The organism is Kiritimatiellales bacterium, assembly GCA_041656295.1.
In the GTDB taxonomy this organism is placed as follows: domain Bacteria; phylum Verrucomicrobiota; class Kiritimatiellia; order Kiritimatiellales; family Tichowtungiaceae; genus Tichowtungia.
In genome coordinates, this window is the sequence record JBBADV010000007.1 from 112,692 (window position 1) to 134,934 (window position 22,243).

The 22,243-nt window shown below is 52.2% G+C and carries 25 protein-coding genes; 15 read left to right on the forward strand and 10 right to left on the reverse strand.

Translation table 11 applies throughout. The features are described 5' to 3' along the window. Positions 1–8: 8 nt before the first annotated feature. Genes rplN through map form a run of 11 tightly spaced genes read left to right on the forward strand, consistent with a single transcriptional unit; the run spans position 9 to position 6,243 of the window. Complete coding sequence (gene rplN / locus WC959_06510) at positions 9–374, forward strand: 50S ribosomal protein L14 (protein MFA5688779.1); 366 nt, start codon at positions 9–11, stop codon at positions 372–374. 8 nt (positions 375–382) lie between these two features. After that, positions 383–607 (forward strand): 50S ribosomal protein L24, encoded by a 225-nt coding sequence (rplX, locus tag WC959_06515; GenBank protein MFA5688780.1) that lies wholly within the window; start codon positions 383–385, stop codon positions 605–607. 45 nt (positions 608–652) lie between these two features. Next, positions 653–1,201, forward strand: coding sequence for a 50S ribosomal protein L5 (gene rplE / locus WC959_06520; protein ID MFA5688781.1), 549 nt, complete (start codon positions 653–655; stop codon positions 1,199–1,201). Then, positions 1,198–1,596 carry a 30S ribosomal protein S8 gene (rpsH, locus tag WC959_06525; GenBank protein ID MFA5688782.1) on the forward strand — a complete coding sequence of 133 codons (399 nt, stop codon included), beginning with the start codon at positions 1,198–1,200 and terminating at the stop codon, positions 1,594–1,596. The genes rplE and rpsH overlap by 4 nt, the downstream gene beginning before the upstream one ends. A 23-nt stretch (positions 1,597–1,619) precedes the next feature. Further along, on the forward strand, positions 1,620–2,156 hold the full coding sequence (gene rplF, locus WC959_06530) for a 50S ribosomal protein L6 (protein ID MFA5688783.1): 537 nt from the start codon (positions 1,620–1,622) through the stop codon (positions 2,154–2,156). Positions 2,157–2,158: 2 nt separating this feature from the next. Then, positions 2,159–2,500, forward strand: a complete 342-nt coding sequence (gene rplR / locus WC959_06535) for a 50S ribosomal protein L18 (GenBank protein ID MFA5688784.1) — start codon at positions 2,159–2,161, stop codon at positions 2,498–2,500. Between the two features lie 22 nt (positions 2,501–2,522). Further along, positions 2,523–3,014, forward strand: coding sequence for a 30S ribosomal protein S5 (gene rpsE, locus WC959_06540; GenBank protein MFA5688785.1), 492 nt, complete (start codon positions 2,523–2,525; stop codon positions 3,012–3,014). 16 nt (positions 3,015–3,030) lie between these two features. Further along, positions 3,031–3,480, forward strand: coding sequence for a 50S ribosomal protein L15 (rplO, locus tag WC959_06545; protein MFA5688786.1), 450 nt, complete (start codon positions 3,031–3,033; stop codon positions 3,478–3,480). 18 nt (positions 3,481–3,498) lie between these two features. After that, complete coding sequence (gene secY, locus WC959_06550; protein MFA5688787.1) at positions 3,499–4,836, forward strand: preprotein translocase subunit SecY; 1,338 nt, start codon at positions 3,499–3,501, stop codon at positions 4,834–4,836. 7 nt (positions 4,837–4,843) lie between these two features. Next, a complete protein-coding gene (locus tag WC959_06555) occupies positions 4,844–5,500 on the forward strand; it encodes an adenylate kinase (GenBank protein MFA5688788.1) in 657 nt (218 codons plus the stop codon). Next, the gene (gene map, locus WC959_06560; protein ID MFA5688789.1) at positions 5,497–6,243 is read left to right on the forward strand and encodes a type I methionyl aminopeptidase; all 747 of its coding nucleotides are present in this window, start codon (positions 5,497–5,499) and stop codon (positions 6,241–6,243) included. The genes WC959_06555 and map overlap by 4 nt, the downstream gene beginning before the upstream one ends. A gap of 2 nt (positions 6,244–6,245) precedes the next feature. Here the strand turns inward: map and rnr are convergent, their stop codons facing one another. Continuing rightward, on the reverse strand, positions 6,246–8,519 hold the full coding sequence (rnr, locus tag WC959_06565; protein MFA5688790.1) for a ribonuclease R: 2,274 nt from the start codon (positions 8,517–8,519) through the stop codon (positions 6,246–6,248). 197 nt (positions 8,520–8,716) lie between these two features. On the opposite strand from rnr, the gene WC959_06570 reads away from it, so the two are divergent. After that, positions 8,717–11,497, forward strand: coding sequence for an alpha-L-rhamnosidase C-terminal domain-containing protein (locus WC959_06570; GenBank protein MFA5688791.1), 2,781 nt, complete (start codon positions 8,717–8,719; stop codon positions 11,495–11,497). A gap of 567 nt (positions 11,498–12,064) precedes the next feature. Here WC959_06570 and WC959_06575 read toward each other — a convergent pair. Beyond that, the gene (locus WC959_06575) at positions 12,065–12,877 is read right to left on the reverse strand and encodes a uracil-DNA glycosylase (protein ID MFA5688792.1); all 813 of its coding nucleotides are present in this window, start codon (positions 12,875–12,877) and stop codon (positions 12,065–12,067) included. 137 nt (positions 12,878–13,014) lie between these two features. Between WC959_06575 and WC959_06580 the strand changes: the two genes are divergently transcribed. Then, on the forward strand, positions 13,015–14,364 hold the full coding sequence (locus tag WC959_06580) for a cation:proton antiporter (protein ID MFA5688793.1): 1,350 nt from the start codon (positions 13,015–13,017) through the stop codon (positions 14,362–14,364). On the opposite strand, the gene queF is transcribed toward WC959_06580, so the two are convergent. Next, positions 14,361–14,795, reverse strand: a complete 435-nt coding sequence (gene queF / locus WC959_06585) for a preQ(1) synthase (protein ID MFA5688794.1) — start codon at positions 14,793–14,795, stop codon at positions 14,361–14,363. The two genes, WC959_06580 and queF, sit on opposite strands and share 4 nt — an antisense overlap. Before the next feature lie 45 nt (positions 14,796–14,840). Then, entirely contained in the window at positions 14,841–15,488 is a 648-nt protein-coding gene (locus WC959_06590) for an HAD-IIIA family hydrolase (GenBank protein ID MFA5688795.1), read from the reverse strand. 118 nt (positions 15,489–15,606) lie between these two features. Between WC959_06590 and WC959_06595 the strand changes: the two genes are divergently transcribed. Both WC959_06595 and WC959_06600 read left to right on the forward strand, forming a co-directional pair. Next, positions 15,607–16,995, forward strand: a complete 1,389-nt coding sequence (locus tag WC959_06595; protein MFA5688796.1) for a DegQ family serine endoprotease — start codon at positions 15,607–15,609, stop codon at positions 16,993–16,995. Then, a complete protein-coding gene (locus WC959_06600) occupies positions 16,995–17,489 on the forward strand; it encodes a GNAT family N-acetyltransferase (protein MFA5688797.1) in 495 nt (164 codons plus the stop codon). The genes WC959_06595 and WC959_06600 overlap by 1 nt, the downstream gene beginning before the upstream one ends. A 176-nt stretch (positions 17,490–17,665) precedes the next feature. Here WC959_06600 and WC959_06605 read toward each other — a convergent pair whose 3' ends face one another. The 6 genes from WC959_06605 to WC959_06630 all read right to left on the reverse strand — a co-directional run. Beyond that, positions 17,666–18,337 (reverse strand): electron transport complex subunit E, encoded by a 672-nt coding sequence (locus WC959_06605; protein MFA5688798.1) that lies wholly within the window; start codon positions 18,335–18,337, stop codon positions 17,666–17,668. Positions 18,338–18,396: 59 nt separating this feature from the next. Next, positions 18,397–19,041, reverse strand: a complete 645-nt coding sequence (locus WC959_06610; GenBank protein ID MFA5688799.1) for an RnfABCDGE type electron transport complex subunit G — start codon at positions 19,039–19,041, stop codon at positions 18,397–18,399. A gap of 35 nt (positions 19,042–19,076) precedes the next feature. Beyond that, positions 19,077–19,469 (reverse strand): GxxExxY protein, encoded by a 393-nt coding sequence (locus WC959_06615; protein MFA5688800.1) that lies wholly within the window; start codon positions 19,467–19,469, stop codon positions 19,077–19,079. Continuing rightward, positions 19,466–20,482 carry an RnfABCDGE type electron transport complex subunit D gene (locus WC959_06620; GenBank protein ID MFA5688801.1) on the reverse strand — a complete coding sequence of 339 codons (1,017 nt, stop codon included), beginning with the start codon at positions 20,480–20,482 and terminating at the stop codon, positions 19,466–19,468. The genes WC959_06615 and WC959_06620 overlap by 4 nt, the downstream gene beginning before the upstream one ends. A gap of 68 nt (positions 20,483–20,550) precedes the next feature. Continuing rightward, positions 20,551–21,873, reverse strand: a complete 1,323-nt coding sequence (gene rsxC / locus WC959_06625; protein MFA5688802.1) for an electron transport complex subunit RsxC — start codon at positions 21,871–21,873, stop codon at positions 20,551–20,553. After that, positions 21,870–22,243, reverse strand: a 374-nt coding sequence (locus WC959_06630; protein ID MFA5688803.1) for a 4Fe-4S binding protein, incomplete at its 5' end; no start/stop codon positions are given. The genes WC959_06630 and rsxC, both read right to left, overlap by 4 nt.

A 22,243-nucleotide genomic window follows, 5' to 3' on the forward strand; every position in this document is an offset into this window, starting at 1 on the left:
GGGAAACCATGATTCAGGTACAAAGCAGATTGAGTGTAGCGGATAACACGGGCGCCCGCAGCGTGATGTGTATCCGGGTAATGAAGACCAAACGCAGTTATGCGAAGGTCGGTGAAATTATCAAGGTCACAGTAAAAGAAGCCCAACCCGGCGGCGTCGTTAAAAAAGGTGATGTGGTTGAGGCGGTGATCGTCCGCACGAAAGCGCCGATCCGCCGCAGGGACGGTACAGTGCTGCGTTTCGACAGCAACGCAGCAGTGATTATTGATGGTAATAAGAATCCGCGCGGAACCCGTATCTTCGGGCCGGTCGCCCGCGAATTGCGTGACGGCAACTTCATGAAAGTTGTTTCGCTTGCGCCGGAAGTTCTTTAGGAGTTTTTATGGCAGCAGCACGTATTAAAAAAGGTGATACGGTGGAAGTCATTGCCGGCAACGACAAAGGCAAAACCGGAAAAGTCCTTCAGGTGATGGCGGGCGGTGAGCGCGCGCTGGTTGAAGGTGTGAATTTTGTGAAAAAGCACATGCGGAAGACTCAGGATAATCCGAATGGCGCGATCATTGATAAAGAAGCGCCGCTTCACATATCGAATCTGAAGAAGGCATAACGAAGTTTAACTTAATTTGAGGAGCGGGTATCCATGATACCGACAATGAAGAAAAAATATCGCGAGGTTGCAGTGCCGGAACTTCAGAAAAAGTTCAGCTATGCAAACCCGATGCAAATCCCGAGACTGTCAAAGATTACAATTAATGTATCCGTTGGTATGCAATACGATCGCGATGCATTGCAGGCGGTTCTCGATGATGTAGCGAAACTCAGCGGACAGCGTCCAAGCACGATCAAGGCGAAGAGAAGTGTTTCGAATTTTAAACTCCGTGAAGGCGTTTCGCTGGCCGGCAAAGTGACTCTGCGCGGAAACCGGATGTATGAATTTCTCGATCGTTTGATTAATATCGCACTTCCGCGTATTCGCGACTTTCGCGGAATTCCGGCAAAATCATTCGATGGGCACGGCAACTATACGCTCGGCGTGAAAGAGCAGATCATTTTTCCGGAAATTAATCCGGATCATGTCCGTAAAGTACACGGCATGGATGTGACATTTGTTACAACGGCTGAAACCAATGAAGAAGCATATGAGCTTCTCCGCCTGCTCGGTATGCCGTTTGAAAACAAGAATAAAGGTGGACAGCAATGATATTGAGCGATCCGATTTCCGACATGCTCACCCGTATCCGCAATGCGAATATGGCGGGGCATAACAAAGTGCAGATACCGCATTCCAGAATGAAGAGCGAGATTGCCCGTATTCTGAAACAGGAAGGTTATATCAAGGATTTCACAACGGAGAAAGTTGAGGGCAAACCGACGCTGGTTCTGTTTCTTAAATATTCCAATGATTTGAAGCCGGTGATTCAGGGCTTGCGCCGCGTGAGCCGCCCGAGCTGCCGGCACTATGTAACGTCCAGCAGCATTCCGCGCGTTCTTGGCGGAATCGGTTTGGCCATTTTGAGTACATCCTCCGGCATCCTCTCTGATACAGAAGCGCGCAAAGTGCGCGTCGGCGGCGAAGTACTCTGTTATATTTGGTAATTTTTGAAATTGAGGTTGTAACCATGTCAAGAATAGGAAAACAGCCGGTGACGATTCCATCCGGGGTGGATGTATCCGTCAACGGGAATACAGTCACCGTGAAAGGTCTGAAAGGAGAAAGCTCCTGGGAAATTCCGGCGTTGCTTACGGTTAAAGTGGACGGCGGCGAGGTGCTGGTCCGCCGGAACGATGAAAGTAAAGAAGCCCGCGCCCTGCACGGAACCATCCGCAATATCATCCGCAATATGGTAGTCGGGGTGCAGGACGGTTATGAAAAAGAGCTGGAAATTCAGGGGGTCGGTTACAAAGCGGTATTGCAGGGCAGAATGCTCGTTCTCTCCCTTGGTTATTCACACGAAATCAACTATGAAATCCCGGAAGGTGTCTCCGTGACGCTGAACGGGGCTACCGAAATCAAAATTGCAGGGCACGAAAAAGCTCTGGTCGGACAGGTCGCCGCGCGCATCCGTGCATTTGCGCCCGCTGAGCCCTATAAAGGCAAGGGCGTGCGTTATAAAGGCGAACAGGTGCGGCGTAAAGAAGGTAAGGCAGTGGCTTAATCATGAAGGTCAAAAGCAAAGCAGATTATCGCAAGCGCAGACATTTCCGTCTGCGGAACAAAATTCGTGGAACAGCCGAATGCCCTCGCATGGCGGTTTACGTTTCCAACCGTTATATTTATGTGCAGCTCATCGACGACGACGCGCAGAAAACACTCTGTTCTGTTTCGTCGCTCGGCGGGACATGCACCATCGCAGCGGCGAAAGAGCTCGGCACCAAAGCAGCCGAAGCCGCTAAAGGGCAGAACATCCGTCGTGTGGTTTTCGACCGCGGCGGGTTTGCTTACGGTGCCCGTTTGCGTGCACTGGCCGATAGCGCCCGCGAAGCCGGAATCCAATTTTAAACTTTATTAAAGGAGTTTCGCAGTGACGGACAAAAAGGCAGATAAAGAAAACAAAAAACCCGAACTGGAAGAACGCGTGGTGCACATCAACCGCAACTCGAAAGTGGTCAAGGGCGGGCGCCGCTTCAGCTTCGGCGCACTGGTGGTTGTTGGCGATGGTACAGGACGTGTCGGATACGGCCTCGGCAAAGCGAATGAAGTTTCGGATGCCATCCGTAAAGCGGGTGAAACAGCGAAACGCGCGATGAAACCGATCGTCATGCGGGGCACAACGATTCCTCATGAAACGATTGGCAGCTTTGGCGGCGCAGAGGTTCTCCTGCGCCCGGCGGCGGAAGGTACCGGTGTTATTGCCGGCGGTTCCTGCCGTGCCGTGCTTGAGCTCGCCGGCGTGCGCGACGTCCTTGCCAAATCGCTTGGCAGCAGCAATAAATTGAACGTAACCAAAGCCACGATGGCGGCACTTGCCTCTCTGCGTTCGCGCGAAGATGCAATGGCAGCACGCGGCAAATAACATAGAGGTTTTTGAAATGGAACTGCATTCATTACAGCCGGTCGAAGGTTCAAGCCGTCGCAAGATGCGTGTCGGCCGTGGTCGTGCGTCCGGCAAAGGCAAAACCGCCGGCCGCGGACATAAAGGGCAGTATGCCCGTTCGGGGCATAAACACAAACCGCTGTTTGAAGGCGGTCAGATGCCGATGTCCCGCCGCATCCCGAAACGCGGATTTAAAAATATAAACCGCAAAGAGTTTGCCGCTGTGAATATTGCAACGCTGGATGCATTTGATAACGGTACGGAAGTCACGATGGATCTGCTGCGTCAGGCCGGTATGGTCAAGGGCGTATGGGACGGTGTGAAAATCCTGGGTAATGGTGAGCTGACTAAAAAACTTACGGTGAAAGCCAGCGCATTCAGTGCCGCAGCCAAAGAAAAGATCGAGGCGGCGGGCGGCAGTGTTGAAACAATTCAAAAGAGTTAACTTCGGGACGGGATATCCATGCTTTCCGCTTTTGTAAACAGCTTTAAGATCCAGGAACTGCGCCAGCGGATTCTTTTTACGTTTGGCGTCATTTTTCTCTGCCGGCTCCTTTCTAACATTCCGCTGGTAGGAATTGACTTCGGGTTGATGTCCAATTGGCTCGAACAGCAGACATCTACCGGCGGACTGATGGATCTGTTAAATCTGTTCAGTGGAGGCGCGCTGGAAAACTGTGCGGTCGGTGCGCTCGGCATTATGCCGTACATCAGTGCTTCTATCATTATGCAGATTATGGGGCAGGTCATTCCAACGCTCAGCAAACTGATGCGCGAAGGCGAAGCCGGCCGTGCAAAAATCACGCAGTACACCCGTTATCTCACCGTATTCATTTGTATCATCCAGGGCTTCATGCTCGCTCGCGGACTTGAAAGCGGGCGGATCGGCTTCCCGCCCTCATTGGTGCAGATTCCCGGGATCGGATTCGCTTTGTTAACGACGATGGAACTGCTGGTGGGAACACTGCTGATGATGTGGCTTGGCGAACAGATCACCGAGCGCGGAATCGGTAACGGTGTTTCCATGATCATTACAATTAATATCGTCAGCCGGATGCCGGCGGCGGTATCGGCGATGATTGCACTCTTCCGCCCGATTGACGGTGTTGCCCGTTTTTCGCCGTTCATGGCCGCTGCACTGCTGATCATGTTTCTTGTGGTAATCGCCGCTGTCATTGCTGTTACACAGGCACAGCAGAAAATTCCGGTGCAGTACGCCAAGCGCGTTGTCGGCCGCAAAGTATACGGCGGACAGCACACCTTTATGCCGCTGCGCGTAAACTATGCAGGTGTAATGCCCATTATTTTTGCCCAGGCGATTCTCATGTTCCCGGCGATGATTTTTAATGCACTGCCCGGCACTTTCTTCAAATCGTGGGCCGCTGCATTCAACAGCGGAACCGGCCTGTATATGACGCTCTTTGGTCTGATGATTTTCTTTTTCTCCTTTTTCTGGGTCTCAATGATGTTTAATCCGGTGCAGATCGCTGACGACATGAAAAAACATGGCGGTTACATCCCCGGCATCCGTCCCGGAAAATCCACCGCAGAATTTCTTGATAAAACCATGACGCGTATCACGCTTGCCGGCGCACTCTTCCTCACTATTATCGCTGTGCTGCCGACAGTTATCAGCACTCGCCTTAATATTCCGTTCCTGATAGCATCGTTCTTTGGCGGGACCAGCTTGCTGATTATTGTCGGCGTTATGCTCGACACCATGCGTCAGATTGAATCGCAACTGCTGATGCGCCACTACGACGGCTTCCTGAAAAAAGGGAAACTCAGATCCAGAAAGTAGGGCGGAGATGAAAGCGATCATTCTGCTTGGCGGTCCCGGCGCCGGAAAGGGAACGCTGGCTGAAATCATCAAAAAAAAATCCGGTTTCCTTCATGTTTCCACCGGTGAAATCCTGCGCGCAGCTATCCGCAATCAAACGCCGGTTGGACTTAAAGTTAAAGTGTTTATTGATCGCGGTGAGCTTGTGCCTGATGAAATTGTTCTTGAAATCATTAAGGAGCTCATTGCCGCCCGGCCGGCGAGTGCGCGGTTTATGTTTGACGGTTTCCCGCGCACCGTTGTACAGGCCGAGGGCCTCGAACAACTGTTTGCTGAAAACAATGGAACACTGCTGCATGTTTTTCAGCTCGATCTTGATCACGAAACTCTGCTCCGGCGCTTGACCGGCCGGCGTGTCTGCCGTTCCTGCGGCGCGCTGTTTCACATCGACAATAAGCCGCCGCAAAAAGAAGGCCTCTGCGATTTCGATAACGGTGAGCTTTATCAACGTTCCGACGACAGCGAAGAAACCATTTTAAACCGTCTTGACGTCTACGAAAAACAAACCGCACCGCTCGTCGGCTTTTACCGGCAGCGCGGACTTCTCAGGAAAATCAATGCTTCCGAAACCCCGGAACAAGTAACCGCCACAGTTCTCAGCTTTCTTAATCGGACATTCAAATGATCATTCTCAAAACGCCGGCAGAAATTGAAGCAATGCGCCGCGTTAACCGGATGACGGCCCGGGTCCGCGATGCGCTTGCCGCTATGGTGCGTCCCGGTATCACCACGGGAGAGCTTGGTGACGCCGCGTTTCAACTGATTCGCGAATCCGGCGGCACCAGCGCATTTTACGGCTATCACGGTTATCCCGGTTCCATTTGTGTCTCCATTAATGATGAGGTTGTACACGGAATCCCGGGACCGCGCGTCATCCGCGAAGGCGATATTGTCAGCATCGATGTGGGAATCGCTTTCGAAGGATTTATCGGCGACACCGCAGTCACCGTTCCTGCCGGCGCAATCAGCGCTGAAAATAAAAGACTGCTCGAAACTACACAGCTGGCATTAAGTGCCGGCATTGAGCAGGCGGTGGAAGGCAACCGGCTTGGCGATATTTCATACGCCATTCAAAGCGCGGTTGAAGCCGCCGGTTTTTCAGTTGTCCGGCAGTTTATAGGCCACGGTATTGGACGCAACATGCACGAAGATCCGCAAATTCCTAACTACGGTAAAGGGGGTCGCGGACCGAAACTCAAAGCCGGAATGACGCTTGCCATCGAGCCGATGGTCAACATCGGCGGACCAAAAGTTCAGCTGCTCGAAGATGAATGGACTGCGGTGACTAAAGACGGTTCATATTCCGCTCATTTCGAACACACCGTTGCTGTCGGCAAAACGCACGCCGATATTCTTTCTTTACCGTAAATCTATTTCCGTTTGCGGCGCGTCCTGGTTTTTGCTCCGTGCGGGCGTTGACCCGTCATGGTGATCGGCTGTTTTTTCCGCCGGCCGGCGCGCGGCGCACCTTTGGCTGTTCTCACTGGCGCGTGTTCTTCGACACCGGAAATTCGAAAGTCGACCAGTCGGCGCGCCATATCAACGCGCACAATATCCACTTTAAGCGCATCACCAATCGTATACACGTTCCGGTGCCGCATGCCGGTGGCTTTGGTTTTCGTGCGGTTCACTTCGTAGCGGTCATCAGTGAGCGATGCAAACGGCACGAGGCCGCGCTGCAGTGTATCGGTGAGTTCAACAATCAGGCCTTTGTTAAGAATGCGGACAACGCTGCCGGAATACGGACCGGTTTCGCCCCTGTAAAGCAAGGTATTATAATATTCAACACGGCGCAGATCGATGCTCTCTTTTTCAGCGGCATCGGCGGCAGTTTCAGTACGCGTACATTGTGCGCCGATAGCGGCGAGATCGTCAGTGCCGTACGGCGCTTTAGTTTTTTCTTCGAGTGCGCTTAACAGGCGGTGAACCACGAGATCGGGGTAGCGCCGGATCGGCGAAGTAAAGTGCGCATAATCTTCAAACGCGAGACCGAAGTGTCCGGTCGGTTCAGCGGAGTAGCCGGCGCGTTTCAGATTACGCAGCACAGCGAGACTGGCAGTGTATTCCAGCGGCGTGCCGGCAATTTTTTCCAGCACCGCATTAATACCGGCACGCGATTGCGGCAGCGCGTCGATGCCGAGCGCCTGCAGCTCCGCGCCCATTTGCGCCCACTGCTCTTCATCCGGCTCCTCGTGAATCCGGTGCAGTGCCGCCCGTCCGGCATCTTTTAATTTGCGCGCCACCGCCACATTCGCGAGCAGCATGCACTCTTCAATCAGCTGATACGCTTCTTTGGCTTCGCCTTTATGAATCGACTCAACTTTGCCGGCGGCGTTAAGCCGGAAATTAATCTGCGGAGTATTGATTTCGAGCGAACCGTTTTCAATCCGCCGTGCGCGGATTGTCCTCGCCAGCGGGCGCAGCTGCTGCAGAACGCCGGCCACGGCCGCCGGAATTTTATGCTCCGGCTTCCCGTCGAATAAGAGTTGAACCTGATCGTAGTTCAACCGTGCGTCAGAATGAATAATGGAGTGGAAGGAATCGGCGCCGGTCATTTCTCCGGAACTCGTCAGCGAAATTTCAACGGTGTGCGCGAGGCGGTCGACATTCGGATTTAAACTGCAAATGCGTGTGGTTAATTCCGGCGGCAGCATCATCACCACGCGGTCGACGAGATAAATACTGTTGCCGCGCTGCAGCGCCTCTTTATCAAGCGCTGAATTTCTTTGCACAAAATAGGCCACGTCGGCGATATGCACCGAAAGTTTCCAGCCGCCGGCAGTTTTTTCGAGCGATATGGCATCGTCAAAATCGCGCGCGGTTGCAGGATCAATGGTGAACGTCAGCCGGTCGCGAATATCGCGCCGGTTTGTATACTCTTCCGGACGCAGTTCGTGCGGCATGCGTTCCGCTTCAGCGATCACCTCTGCCGGAAAGTTCTGCCGGAAACCGTGTGCGCGCAGAATGCTCTGCATTTCCGTATTCGGGTCGTCGCGGTGTCCGATGTCCTCAATCACCGTGCCGGAAAGCGGTTTAAACGGATCCGTCCACTCGTTCAGTTCAATTACAACTTTATGATCCGCCGGAATGTCTGCGAGCCCTTTTTTCCAGCCGCTCACGCGGATATCCTGACCGAGCCGCAGATTGTCCGGAATCACATACGCGTAATAGGGTGTGCGGCGCAGCAGACCGACCACCTCCGTATTCCGGCGTTCGATAATTTCCGCAACGCGGCCTTCGGGAAGCTGGTGTTCATGTACGCGGCCGCCGCGTGCCGGGCGTTTTCCGGCCGGTGTCAACAGTTCAACCATAACCCGGTCGCCGTCGAGCGCTGTTTTTAAATCATCCTTTGCGATGTACACTTCCTGTCTGTTTTCGTCTGCTGTAAAAATGGCGAATCCTTTGTCGGTAATATGAACCGTACCGGTGAGTGCCGGCAGCGGTTGCGCCGGCGCCCAGCGGTTCTTACGCAGATTTGCCACTTTACCCTGCTTTTCCAGATTGATTAACGCCTGCCGGAGTTTATTGCGTTCTGTGCTGCGCAGCCGCAGCGCTTTCGCCAGATCGGGGCGCGTCAGCGGCTGATACTTCGGGTGGTTCAGGTGAGCGAGGATGCGCTCTTCGAGCGCCGGTGTTGTTGTCATGAATGAAGAATAGACTTTATCTCAGTGCAATGAACAGGCAGAAAGAGGTTTAAAAGTCCAAGGTCAAAGGCATAGAGTCAGAAGTCAAAAATCTGGAAAGCTGCGACCTTTGACGTTGAGATTTTCGACAGGAGCATCATAAAATCTTTTGCAATTACCGGAACCGGCACCGGAGAAATTCTTGAAAGGAGTCAACAATGAAAAAATCTGAATCTGCCAAATGGATATGGTGCACGCAGAATGATCTGCGCGAGTACAATCAGACTGTGCTGTTAAAAAAAGAATTTTCAGCGCAGAAGATTTCCGGCGCGGAGCTGAAAATTACGGCGGACAGCTGGTATCGCGTCTCCATTAACGGCAGATGGGTTCACGACGGCCCGGCGCGCGCCTATCCGAACCATTATCTGTACGATGTGCACGACATCAGCGGTTTTTTGAAAAAAGGTAAAAACCGTATCGAAGTGATCGCGCGCTATTTCGGCATCGGCACATTTCATCAGATTCCGCAACAGGCGGGACTGTGGGCGGAAATTTCCGGTATCGGGAAGCCGGTGGTCACCGATGCGTCGTGGGAGGCAACGCCGGCGTATGCGTGGCAGTCGTGGACGCCGAAGATCAGCATTCAGATGGAGCCGTATGAACTGTACGACGCCGGACTTGAAACGGTATTTGACTGGCAGCCGGCGGTTGAAGTGAAGCGTAAAGGCAAACTGTCGCCGCGACCGGTGGCACTGCTGACGAAAGTTCCGCGCCGGTTTAAAAATCCGCCGGCAGCGGCAATTGTTGCACGCGTCATGCCGCAATACGCTGTGCCGGTTACACAGATCGCACATCCCGGCCTAATTGAAGCAAATCGCACCGTTGGCCGTCCGGTGATTCTGTATGCATTGCTGACCGTAAAGAAAAAGCAGACATTCGATTTTACACTGCCGAATCATGGCAGTGATAGCGCGCTGCATTTGCAGATTCCGTGCTGGCAGATTTCTGTCGCCGGACAAATCGTAACAAATAAAAAAATCGCACTGGCGGCAGGCACATACCCGGTATTGTTCTGCAATACGCAATTTTTCTCGCATGAAAAAGACTCCGTTTTCCCGTATTTAAATCTGCCCGGCGCACAATGGGACGGGTGGCGCGCCGCTGTATTGCAAGAGTATCTTTTTGCCGGCGACGATATGCTGTGGGTCTCTTTTGAAAATAAAGATGCACGCAGGGCAGAACGCGGATATTTCAAAACAATTGAACGGCTTGCGGCTGCGTGTAAAACGGAAGCGGATGTTCATAAATATCTGAAAACCGGCTTTGTTGACATTCCGGCAGACCGGATATTTATGGACGATCCGGCAGCGGAATTCGGTCTGCGCCGGGTACTTGGTGATGCACAAAAACTGATCGCTGGGAAAACAGTGAAGCCGTCAAAAACCGGCGATGTTGAGCTTTGTTTTGATATGGGCGAACAGACCTGCGGTTATTTTGATTTTTCAATCAAAGCTGATGCCGGTGTAATCGTTGATATTAATGCCATTGAGTACATCCGCAAAGACGGCGCACTGCAGCATGTATACAAGTTCAACCGCAACGGCATGCGTTATATTACAAAAAAAGGCGTCAACCGGTTCATCTCATTAAAGCGTCGTTCCGGTCGATACTTTTTCATCACGCTGCGCAATCAGAAAACGCCGGTCGAAATTCAGTCGTTCAAAATTATTGAATCCACCGCGCCGGTATCGCCGGCGGGATTTTTCAAGAGCAGCGATGCATCACTGAACCGCATTTGGGAAATTTCTGAACGAACACTCAAACTTTGCATGGAAGATACATTTACCGACTGCCCGCTGTATGAGCAGACCTTCTGGGTCGGCGATGCACGCAACGAAGCGCTGTATGCCTTCACGGCGTACGGCAACACAGATGTCTCGGCGCGCGGGCTCGAAATCTGCGCGCAGTCGCTCGAGCGCTATCCGATCGTCGGCTGCCAGGTTCCGTCGGCATGGGACTGTCTGCTGCCGGCATGGAGTTTTCTATGGGGCATGCAGGTCTGGGAACACTATTTCTATTCCGGCGATAAAGTTCTGTTGAAAAAACTTTGGCCGGCGGTGTTGAAAAATATCGACGGTGCACTCGGCATGCTCGACAGCAACGGATTATTTTCCGGAAAATTCTGGAACCTGCTGGAGTGGGCGCCGATTGATCAGAAACATGCAACGGTCCTGCACAACAGTTTGCTTCTCAGCGGCACAATTGCTGCCGCCGAAAAATGTGCCGCTGTACTGAACGACCTGCCGGCAGCGAAAAAACTGCGTGCGGCACGGCGGAAGCTGATTAAAGCTATCAACAAAACATGGAACGATAAAAAACAATCCTATCCCGACAGCATTCATGAAAACGGCCGGCCGAGTCCGAAAACCTGTCAGCAGACCTCCATGCTCGCTGTCATGTGCGATGTAATTGAAAAAGAGAACATCGCAGCCGCGCGCCGGAATCTGCTGAAAAAGCCGCAAAACATGACGCCGGTCTGTGCGCCGTTCGCGATGCAGTTTTATTATGAAGCGCTTGAACGGCTCAATGAACCTGAAGCGATCCTGAAGTCCATTTATAAAAGCTATCAGCCGATGATTGATGACGGTGCAACCACCGTTTGGGAAACATTCGCCGGCAGCACCGCATCGCCGAAAGGTTTCCCGACGCGCAGCCATTGTCACGCGTGGTCATCGAGTCCGGTCTATTTTCTCAATCGTATTATACTTGGAATCCGGCAGACCGCCGCCGGCGGCAGAGCGTTTGAAATCAGTCCGTGGGTGAAAGGGCTGAACTTTGCACGCGGCGCTACCGCAATTCCCGGCGGTGCAATTTCAGTCGACTGGAAACGCTCCGGCAGCAGCCTGAAACTCGTTGTCGATGCTCCGGAAAATGTAACGGTTGATTTTGTTTCTAACGCCAGCCTGCGCGGACTCGAAATTAATGTGATAAGAAATTAACCGTAATTTTCATTTTGCCGCCGCCGTCGAGATGTAGTTATAAGGCGGATTAAAGTGCGGCAGGAAAACGATATTGAGCAGTTTGAGTTGTCGATGGTGAATTTTTTTTCAATGGCAGCGAAAACATGTGAATACCCGTTGAGGCATCTTCATAAGATGGCATTTAATCCCGTACGACGCCTTGTCTGAAACGATTCTGATTTTGACTGGATGATTCTGTTTGATAAACGCTGGTTTTTACAAGCCTTCATGTTGCATAGCAACCGGCGTGCACAGCGGCGGATCAGGCACTTAACGACCGTCTTTCTGCAGGGTGGAAGAAGGCCGGGTTAGAGCGTTTTGTGTTTAATTTGTCGTTACCGCGTGGAGCATAATTGCCATTCCCTTCGGTCGCCGTTTCCGCAGGCTCAAGCCTCTTTTCGAGTCCAGTCTGCCCATGCATGAGCGGAGTTATTTTTGCCGGGATTTACAGGATAAACAGGGCAGGGGATAAATTATTCTGATCCCGGCGATCTTGTGAATCCCGTCAAAATTAATTTTGTAATTGTGGACAGGCAGGAACCAGTTCTATTTTTTCGCCGGAATTTCTCTGCCGAGCTTTGCAAGCACAGCTTTGAGGTCGGCCCAGGCTTCACCTTTATGGTTCGGAGAACGGAGCAGAAATGCCGGGTGATAGGTCGGCATCAGATCAATTCCGGCGTAGGTTTTCCAGGTGCCGCGCAGGCGCGTAATGGCGACCGGCTGATTTAACAGACCTTCCACCGCCGTTTTTCCAAGCGCGACAATAACTTTCGGTTTAACCATTTCAATCTGCGCGCGCAGATAGGGCAGACACGTGCTCATTTCTGCCGCAGACGGAACACGGTTTCCCGGCGGCCGGCACTTCACCACATTGGCGATAAAAACCTCTGCGCGTTTATAACCCATCGCGTCAATCATTTTGTCGAGCAGTTGTCCAGCTCTGCCGACGAACGGACGCCCCTGTTCGTCCTCGTCCGCGCCGGGACCTTCGCCGACAAACATGACGTCCGGTACATTCCGGTTGCCTTCGCCCGGAACCGTATGTTTACGCACCTTTGCCAGCGGGCAGGCGGTGCATGTTGAAATCTGTACCGCAATTTCTTCCAGCGTTTTGCCGGTGACGGCGACAACCGGCAGCGGCGTTTTCCCCGGCGCTGCGCTTTTTTGCGCAGACTGGAAAGTCCGCGCCACTCGCTCTGCCGGAATGGTTGCAGAACGGATATTCCCGTCAGTCCTTTCCGGTATTTTCGGCGCTAATGCCGCCAGCGTTTCCGGCGCAACGTCAAGTGTATCGATGCCTTCCTCTTTTTGAAATTCGAGGAACGCTCGCACGTTTTCCAATAGCTGGGCACGGTTCATAAATCATTTTCAGTATTCACCGGAACGCCGGGATTATCAATCTAATCGTATGTATATTGCCGATTTTATGTTTTGCCACCGGCACCGGAAATCCTGCAAACTGCACTGCATTAATTTTTTAATGAAGGGAATCGCACATGAGCGGACTGACATTTCTGATCGTATTTTTGGTTTTAATGACGTTGATTGCAGTAGTTCCCCAGTTGCTCCGGCGCTTTCATGTTCCGTCCGTTGTTGCCATCATGCTGATCGGAATTGTCATCGGCCCGAGCGGCATTGATTTGATTTCGCACCTGAACAGTTTTCTCGGCCGGGGTTATCCCACCGTTCAGATTTATACCGTGCTCGATGCCATCGGACTGCTCGGTCTTGTTTTTCTAATGGCGCTTGCCGGCATGGAAGTGAACCTGAAAATTATGAAAGCAGAAAAAAAAGCTGTTACATGGCTGAGTCTGCTCACATTTTCCATTCCCGCCGCCGCCGGGTATTTCGTCTATTGGATATTTGAGCCGTCCGATACCATCGGCAAGTGGGTTTACGCTTCACTGTTTGCATCACATTCCGTCGGTATCGTATTTCCGGTAATCCGGGAGTTAAAAATTTCGCATACGCGGTTCGGTGTTGCCGTCCTCGCAGCCACTGTGATCACTGACATCGCCAGTCTCATTCTGCTTGCCATTTGCATTCAGTTTAAACGTCATGAAAGTTCCGCTAAAGTTGCCGACAGCATTTCAATCTTCGACCGTATTGATCCCGCAGTTTTCGGCGGCTGGTTTCCCGTTGTCTTCGTGGTCGTTATTCTGCTTTTTATCGTGCTGTCATTCTGGCTGATTCCAATGATTGCACGCGCAGCCTTTTCGCGACTCGGCCCGCATGACGACGCGCGCTTATCCTTCTTTCTCGTCGGACTGCTCGGTATCGCATTCATCGGCGAGCTCATCGGTATCAGTATTATCGTCAGTTCGTTTATTTGCGGCATGGCGATGATCACCGTACCGGCGTTTCATGAACAGAGCCGCGTGCTGTACCGGAAAATTGAAGGTATCGGCTACGGCTTTGTTGTGCCGTTTCTTTTTCTAACCATCGGGATGAAAACTGATTTGCGTGTTTTGTTCGATGCGTGGGAAAATATTGCACTTGCCGCCCTGACTTTGATTGGACTTGTTGCCAGCAAGGTCGGATCCGGCTGGCTGGCGATGCGTTTTTCCGGTTTCGACAATAAAAAAGGACTGTGCGCCGGATTAATGACTGTGCCGCAACTGTCTGCCACACTGGCCGCCGCTGCGGTTGCGCTCCAGCTCGAAATGATTTCAGCGACATTTTTTAATGCGATTGTCTGTCTCTCTATCTTTACCACGCTGCCGATTCCGACGCTCGTCAAACTCGTTATTGAAAAAGGCAATATCCGTTTTGACAGCATAGAAGAGCAACTCAAGGCCAGCAACATTTCCATCGGCGGCGATTTTAAGAAAGAAGACCTCGTTTAAATCACGCCGTTTATCTCTTCAGAGTCGACTTTAACTGTCGAACGGATGCCGCCGCGTGCGGTGAAATCTCCGCGTACAACCATCCGGCGCGGTTTGCAGACGTGCATGAGATCGGTAAAAATCCGGTTGGTCACATCTTCGTAAAATGATCCTGCATTGCGGAACGAGAAGAGATACAGTTTCAGCGATTTACTCTCAACGCAAAGTTCAGCGGGAATATAGTCAATGGTGATGCGCGCAAAATCGGGCTGACCGGTAATCGGGCACAGCGATGTAAATTCATCAGTTTCAAAAGTAATCCAGTAATTGCGCTGCGGATTTGAATTTTTAAATGTTTCCAGAATGGCGGCGTCCGGTGCTTGCGGATAATTCATTTCGCCTTTTTTTAATAATTTCAGTCCGGTTGTATCACTCACAATTTTATCTTTCATTTTAAAACCTAAAAGAATGTGCAGACCGCTGCAATCATTTATTTGTTAGCTTCCAGGTTTCGAAAAATACTCTATCAGCTCGTCAAAATTATTCCAGATGTGATCGGGTGTAAAGCCGCCGGTATTTCCGATGCCGTAGGTTAAAAATGCAGAATGAACGCCGGCACGCTGTGCGGCTTCAAGGTCAGTATGGTGATCGCCGATCATCCATGTGTTTTCCGGTGCGGCGCCGGCTTCCTGCATCAATTCAAAAATCCCGGCCGGCGCCGGTTTCAGGTCCGGCAGGTCGCCGCCGCCGATAATCCGGAAGAACGGTTTTCCGTTAACGAGATGTTCAAGAATCTGGCATGCGGCGTCGCTGGTTTTATTCGTCAGCACCGCGAGTTTCCAGCCCTGTTTTGTCAGTGTTTTTAATCCGTTTTGCACGCCGGGATAAAGCTGTGTTTCATCAAGCATGTGTTTACGATACAGCCCGCGATACAGTCCGAGCGCTTCATCCGTGTCAATACCGGATTTTTTAAGGGCGCGTTCCACGAGCTGCCGGATCCCATCGCCGATACACGCGTCAATTTCGGTGCGGCTGAGCGGTACGAGTGAATAGTGTCTGCGCATCAGGTTGATTGCGGTGGCAAGATCGGCAACCGTATCGGCGAGTGTTCCGTCGAGATCAAAAATTAAAAGTCCGGTTTTCATAAAACAAACAGTTTAAGCGGAAACGGCGCGGTTTTCCATAAACAAAAGTGAATAAAAATTTTGAACACCGGCAGAAAAATTTGTGTCATAGTAATATCTTGTTTGGGAAAGGAGTTCTGTGAAAAAATTATCTGTATTTTTGTTTGTTTGCATTTCGTTTGTGTGCACCGGTTTCCCCGGGAGTGAAGGTGTCGCGGTACTGCGCGAAACCGGCCGTGCATTTGTGGAAGTGGCAAAAGCGGTCACGCCGGCAGTGGTCTCCATCCGCGTAGAACAGACGATTACAACGCAGCAGCCGATGTCCGGTGCATCGCCGTTTGATTTTTTCTTCGGCCCTCAATACCGGCAGCAGCCGCGTGAACGCCGGCAGACCGGACAGGGGTCCGGATTTATCATTACCGCCGACGGTTACATTCTCACCAACAACCACGTTGTAAATGATGCCGATTTAATTACCGTTACACTGAAAGACGGTCGTGAATTCACTGCTGAGCTCGTCGGCACCGATCCTGAAACGGAAATTGCACTGATTCGCATTAAAGGTGAAAATCTGCCGGTGGTAAAACTAGGCGATTCCGATGACCTGGAAGTCGGCGAATGGGTGATCGCGGTTGGAAATCCGTTTGGATTGCAGGAAACTGTGACCGCCGGAATCATCAGCGCCACCGGCCGCAGCCAGGTCGGCATCACCGATTATGAAAATTTTATTCAAACCGATGCCGCAATCAATCCCGGGAATTCCGGCGGCCCGCTCGTAAACGTTGACGGGGAGGTCATTGGAATCAACACTGCAATTTACAGCCGCAGCGGCGGCTATATGGGTATCGGCTTCGCCATTCCAATCAACATGGCGGTTGATATTAAAGATGCGCTGATTCAGGATGGACGCGTGCAGCGCAGCATTATCGGTGTGGTATTGCAGGAGCTCACGCCGGAACTCGCTGAAAGTTTCGGACTGCAGAATACCGACGGTGTACTGGTTGCGCAGGTCACCGAAGATTCCGCAGCCGAAGACGCCGGAATTGAAGCCGGCGATGTCATTATTGAATTCAATAAAACGCCGGTGAAAGAAATGGCGCAACTGCGCAACCGCATTGTCGCTGTCCCGCCCGGCACAGCCATTACTCTCGCTGTGTTACGCAACGGTGAGCAGAAAGAATTTACATTTTCGACGCGTGCGCGTGACGGACTCGCCGGCGGCAGTTCTGACGTCCTTAAAAAAGCCGGATTCAAAACCGAAGAGCTTAACGAAGAACTTTTGCGCCGCATGCAGCTGCCGCAGAGCACCGCCGGAATTCTGGTGAGCGAAGTCGATCAGGCCGGATCGGCATGGCGCAGCGGACTGCGTACCGGCATGATTATTTTGTCCGTCAACCGCATGCCGGTTGCCGACACCATCACATTTAATAAAGCGCTGCAATCCGTTCATGGCGATGCCATGCTGCTGCTCGTTCAGATTCCGCGTTACGGCGCGCGTTATATGGTTGTAAAACTGGAGAGCAAATAATGTTCGTGCGCGTTGAAACGCCGGAACAGATTGAAACAGTCGCGTGCCTTGCGCGGCCGATCTGGCGCGAACATTACGAGCCGATCTGCGGATGCAATCAGGTTGAATATATGCTTGAACAATTCCAGTCCGTTCCGGCGATTACCAAACAGATTCGGGAAGAGAATTACCAGTATTATCTCATCGCGCCGGACGGCGGCGCGCCGGTCGGTTACCTGGCAGTTCAGCTGCGCGCAGAAGAGATGTTTTTCAGTAAACTCTATCTGCAAAAACCGGCGCGCGGCAAAGGTTATGGGCGTGCCGCGATTGAATTTGCCGCCGGAATCTCAAAAGCCAGCAGCAAGCCGTACATGATGCTCACGGTCAACCGGAAGAATAAAGACACCATTGCCGCTTACCAGAAATGCGGCTTCTACATCCACGAGGGAAAAATCACCGATATCGGCAATGGTTTTGTAATGGACGATTATATCCTGCGCAAAGACACGCCGTAACAGCAGCTGCGGATCTTATGGACTCTGCCGATAAAGCCGTTAGGTTTTAGAGCATTTCCCGTTTAACCTGCCGCTACCGCATGGAGCAAAATTGCCATGCCCGGCCGGTCACTGCTTGCGCCGGCTCACGCCGCTATAAAAAAGGGCAGACAGGAATATCCGCCCCGCGTTTTATTTTAATCTTTCCCGAGATTACACAGATTGCATTGGCGGCAATCAATGCCCGGCGGCGCCCATGGATTTCCGTTCTTACGGGCTTTGCGTCGCTGGTTCCAGTTGATGATGCCAAGAAAAATTCCGAGCAGAATAAATGCGCCGGGCGCCTGTCCCAGCAGCATGAAATCGGTGCTCCAGCCTTCGATGAGTTTAATTTGAAACAGGGAGCCGCCCGTCAGAAACTCGCGCACACCGCCGAGCAGAGTTAACGAACAGGTAAAGCCGAGTCCCATTCCAAGTCCGTCGGCGATAGATGCAACTACGCCGTTTTTTGCGGCGAACGCTTCGGCACGACCGAGCACGATGCAGTTAACCACGATGAGCGGAATGAAAATTCCGAGTGCTTCATAGAGTGACGGCGGCGCGTAGGCCTGCATCAGCATGTCAACAATTGTAGTGAATGCGGCGATGACGACGATGTAGCAGGGGATGCGCACTTTTTTCGGAACGATGTTGCGGATAAGCGAAATTGCGGCGTTACTGCCGAGCAGCACGCAGGTGGTAGCAACTCCCATTCCGAGCCCATTCACGGCGTTGTTTGTTACGGCGAGCGTCGGGCACATTCCGAGCATCAGTACAAACGTCGGATTTTCACGGAAGATTCCTTTGCTGAATTCTTTAAATAGTTTCATGGTTTTTCAGTTCAGAGTTCGGGGTTTAGAGTTCAGGGTTATTGAAAATTGTTCATTGTTTATTGGGCATTGATAATTGCATCGCGGTTGTTGGTAAAGGTTGCGGCGATAGTGTAAACTGCATCGGCGACGGCGCGGCTGGTGATGGTTGCGCCGGTAACGGCATCCAGTGTGCCGCCGTCTTTTTTCACCGTCCACGGCACATCGCCGGCGTTCACCTGCATGCCGGAAAACTGGTCGAGCACACGGTTCGGCGGCAGTCCGCTTTCCTGTGCGCCGGAAAGAATACCGGAAATTGTTTTCTGCCGCTTGCGGTCGGTGACCACGGTTCCGAGTCCCGGCGTTTCCGCCTGCTGTGTGACAAGCACGGTGGTGATTTTCCCGTCCGGCGTTAAACCGGCGAGTACAGTGATGCCGCCGTTATATCCTTTCGGCGTGACGGTTTCGCCGGCGAAACCGACAATTTTACCGGCGTTGCGCGCGGTGTAAAATGTCACATTGCCGGCAGTAACAGCTTCATCGCCGGGCTGGTTGTCGAATGCCGGCAGAACGTCGCGCAGCGCTGCGTTGGTTTTCTGTATCTGCGCGTTTTTAATCGGCGCGGCGGTGACGAGATACACCCAGCCGAGCAGGGCGGCGGCAACGGCAGCAATGATGGTCATCGCCGCAACCAGCGGGAAAATTTTTACTTTATCAATTTTCATTTTTTGTCCACGCAAAGGCGCAAAGAGCGCCGGTATTATTCTTCAAAATTATTCACGACTCGAATGATTCCTTCTTTTAAGATTCCAACATTAAAATTGATTAAAAGTCCGAGCTGTCTGCCGGTGAGTTTCAGATACGTTAATGTTTGTCTGGAAAACAATGGTTTCATTGTTTCCACCGCTTTTACTTCCACAATAATTAAATCATTCACAATTAAATCAATGCGATAGGCATTTTCATCTATGACGACTCCTTGAAACCGTAGCGGAAGAATAACTTCCTCTTGAACTTGAAATCCTTTGTCGCGCAGAACTTTCGCCAGGCATTTCCGGTATGCAGACTCCAGCAGCCCGGGTCCAATTCCTTGATGGACTTCAATCGCTGCGCCGATAATCGCATGCGATAAGCTGTTCAAATCCTGAGTCATTTCTTTGCTGCCTCTGCGGCTTTGCGCGGGCTTGTGTATCCGAACGGTTTTCCAATCGTAAAGCGGTCGATCAGCGGCGTGAGTGCGTTCATGAAGAGAATGGCGAAGCTGACGCCTTCGGGATAGCCGCCCCAGATACGAATGACGCTGGTGATGATGCCGCAGCCGAATCCGAAAATCAGCGCGCCGCGCGATGTGATCGGCGAGGTGACCATGTCGGTTGCCATAAAAAACGCGCCGAGCAGCAGCCCGCCGGAGAGTACATGATAGAGTGCCGGCGGTGTGAGTTCAGGATTCACATGATGAACAGCGCCGGTGATGATTGCGACGGTGCCGATAAATGCCAGCGGCACCTGCCAGCGGATCAGTTTAAACGCAAATAAAATTCCGGCGCCGATGATGAGCGCCAGCGCCGATGTTTCACCAAGACAGCCGCCCACATTGCCGAAAAACAGATCGGATATCGATGCCAGTACCGGAGTTTCGTCAGCGAGCGGTGTTGCGCCGGTAAGCGCATCGCACACAAAGAAATTTCCTGCGTTCGGTGCAACCCAGGTTGTCATGAGTGATGGAAATCCGATGAGCAGTGCAACGCGCGCAACGAGCGCCGGATTGAACGGATTAAAACCGAGTCCGCCAAAAAGCTGCTTGCCGAGCCCGATGGCGAGCAGTGAACCGAGAACACAAATCCACCACGGGGCGCCGGCGGAAAGATTCATAGCAAGCAGAACGCCGGTAACGGCTGCGCTGCCGTCTTTCCACGACCGAATATCCCGCTTTGCCAGCCGCGTCCAGATGATCTCCGTTGCAATGCAGCCGGCGGTGCAAAGTACAATAACGCGCAGTGCGTTGAAGCCGAAAAACCAGACAGATGCAATCAGTGCCGGAATCAATGCCGCCAGCACCTGAAACATAATTTTCACAATACTTCCGCGCGCACTGATGTGCGGGGAATTACTGATGATTAACTGATCCGGATCGGGCAGTTGAATAGGATTATTTTTTTCTGACATAAAAACTCTTTATTTTTTCTCTATATAAAAATCATTCAGTCCTTAATTATTCTGATCGTTTTTATCGATTAAGATTTTTTACGGCGTGCCGCTATAATCTCCGCTTTCGCGCGTTTAAAGTGCTGGTTCAGCGGCCGGTGCGCCGGACAGATGTAACTGCACGATCCGCACTCAATGCACGCCATAACATTCAGTTTTTCGGCGATGTCAAAGCGTTCGTTTTCCACTGCCTGACTGATGGTCGCCGGCAGAATATCCATCGGACAGCAGTCAACGCAGCGTCCGCAGCGGATACACGGCTCATCAGAATAAAAAGCGACCTGACTGAACGGAATAAGCAGAATGCCGGAGGTGCTTTTCATCACCGTTAAATCAAGCGAGTGCTGCGCAAAGCCCATCATCGGTCCGCCGATCAAAAGTTTGGCCGGCTGCTCCGAAATTCCGCCGGCGAGTTCAATGGCGGCTGCAATCGGTGTGCCGATCCGTAAACGCCAGTTGCCGGGATGTACCACCGGCTCGCCGGTAACGGTAGTGATACGTTCAATCGAGGGAATCCCATGCACAACGGCAGCGGCTGCAGCGGCGGCGGACGCAACATTAATGACGACGCAGCCGGTATCGGCCGGCAGTCCGCCTATTGGAACCTCGCGGCCGGTAAGGGCATAAATCAGTTGTTTTTCGGCACCCTGCGGATAGTTTACCGGCAGTGTGCAAACGCTAACACCGTATGTGCCGGCATTTTCGTTCAGTTTGGCTGCCGCATCCAGTTTATTTGCTTCAATGCCGATATAGATTTTTTTAATGCCAAGAATTTTCGCACTGATTGCCGCACCAAGCAGAACTTTGTCGCTTTCTTCCAGCATGAGGCGGTGGTCGGCGGTGAGATAGGGCTCGCACTCAGTGCCGTTTAAAATCAGAATATCCACCGGTTTTTGCGGATAAAATTTTACGTGCGTCGGGAAACCGGCACCGCCCATACCGAGAATACCGGCATCGGCAATCCGTTTTTTTAAAGTATCCGGCTCGGCGCTTTCCCAGTGTTCAATCGGGTCGAACGGCAGCCCCCATTCATCGTTGCCGTCGGCTGTAATTTCGATGGCCGGCACGCTGGCACCGCCGGGGCCGGGACATTTATCCATGGCCGTAATTTTTCCGCTTGTCGGCGAGTGCAGCGGCGCAGAAATAAACCCGCCGGCTTCAGCCAGCAGCGACCCTTTTTTTACTTCATCGCCGACCTTGACCACCGGTTGCGGCGGCACGCCGATATTCTGATGCACAATTACGGTGTATTTCGGTTGCAGCGGCGCAGTTTGCACCGGTATGCCGGCGGACAGCGCTTTACTGTCGTCCGGATGAACGCCGCCTTTAAACTTCCGGGGTTTATCGTTCATTTCAAAGCTCCTTCATACGCGCCGGCGGCCTGTTGATCTGCGAGGCGCAGCGCCGTCGTCGGACAGCCCGCTTTTTCAACCAGATCGGACAGCGGCGGATTGGAATAATTTGTTTCAACCAGAAAACCTTTCACAGTCATTTGACTCTCACTGTCGGCGGCCTTCACGCATTTCCGGCAGCCGATGCACGCGGTTTTACAAACTTTTCGTTTCAGCGCGCCTTTTTCCGGCGAGTTACAATAAACGTGCACATTCACCGTTGCCGGTACGAGCGCAATCAGGTTTTTCGGACACGCAGCCACACACTTGCCGCAACCGACGCAAATCTCCGGATGCACAACCGCCAGCCCGTCGCGTATTTCAATCGCAT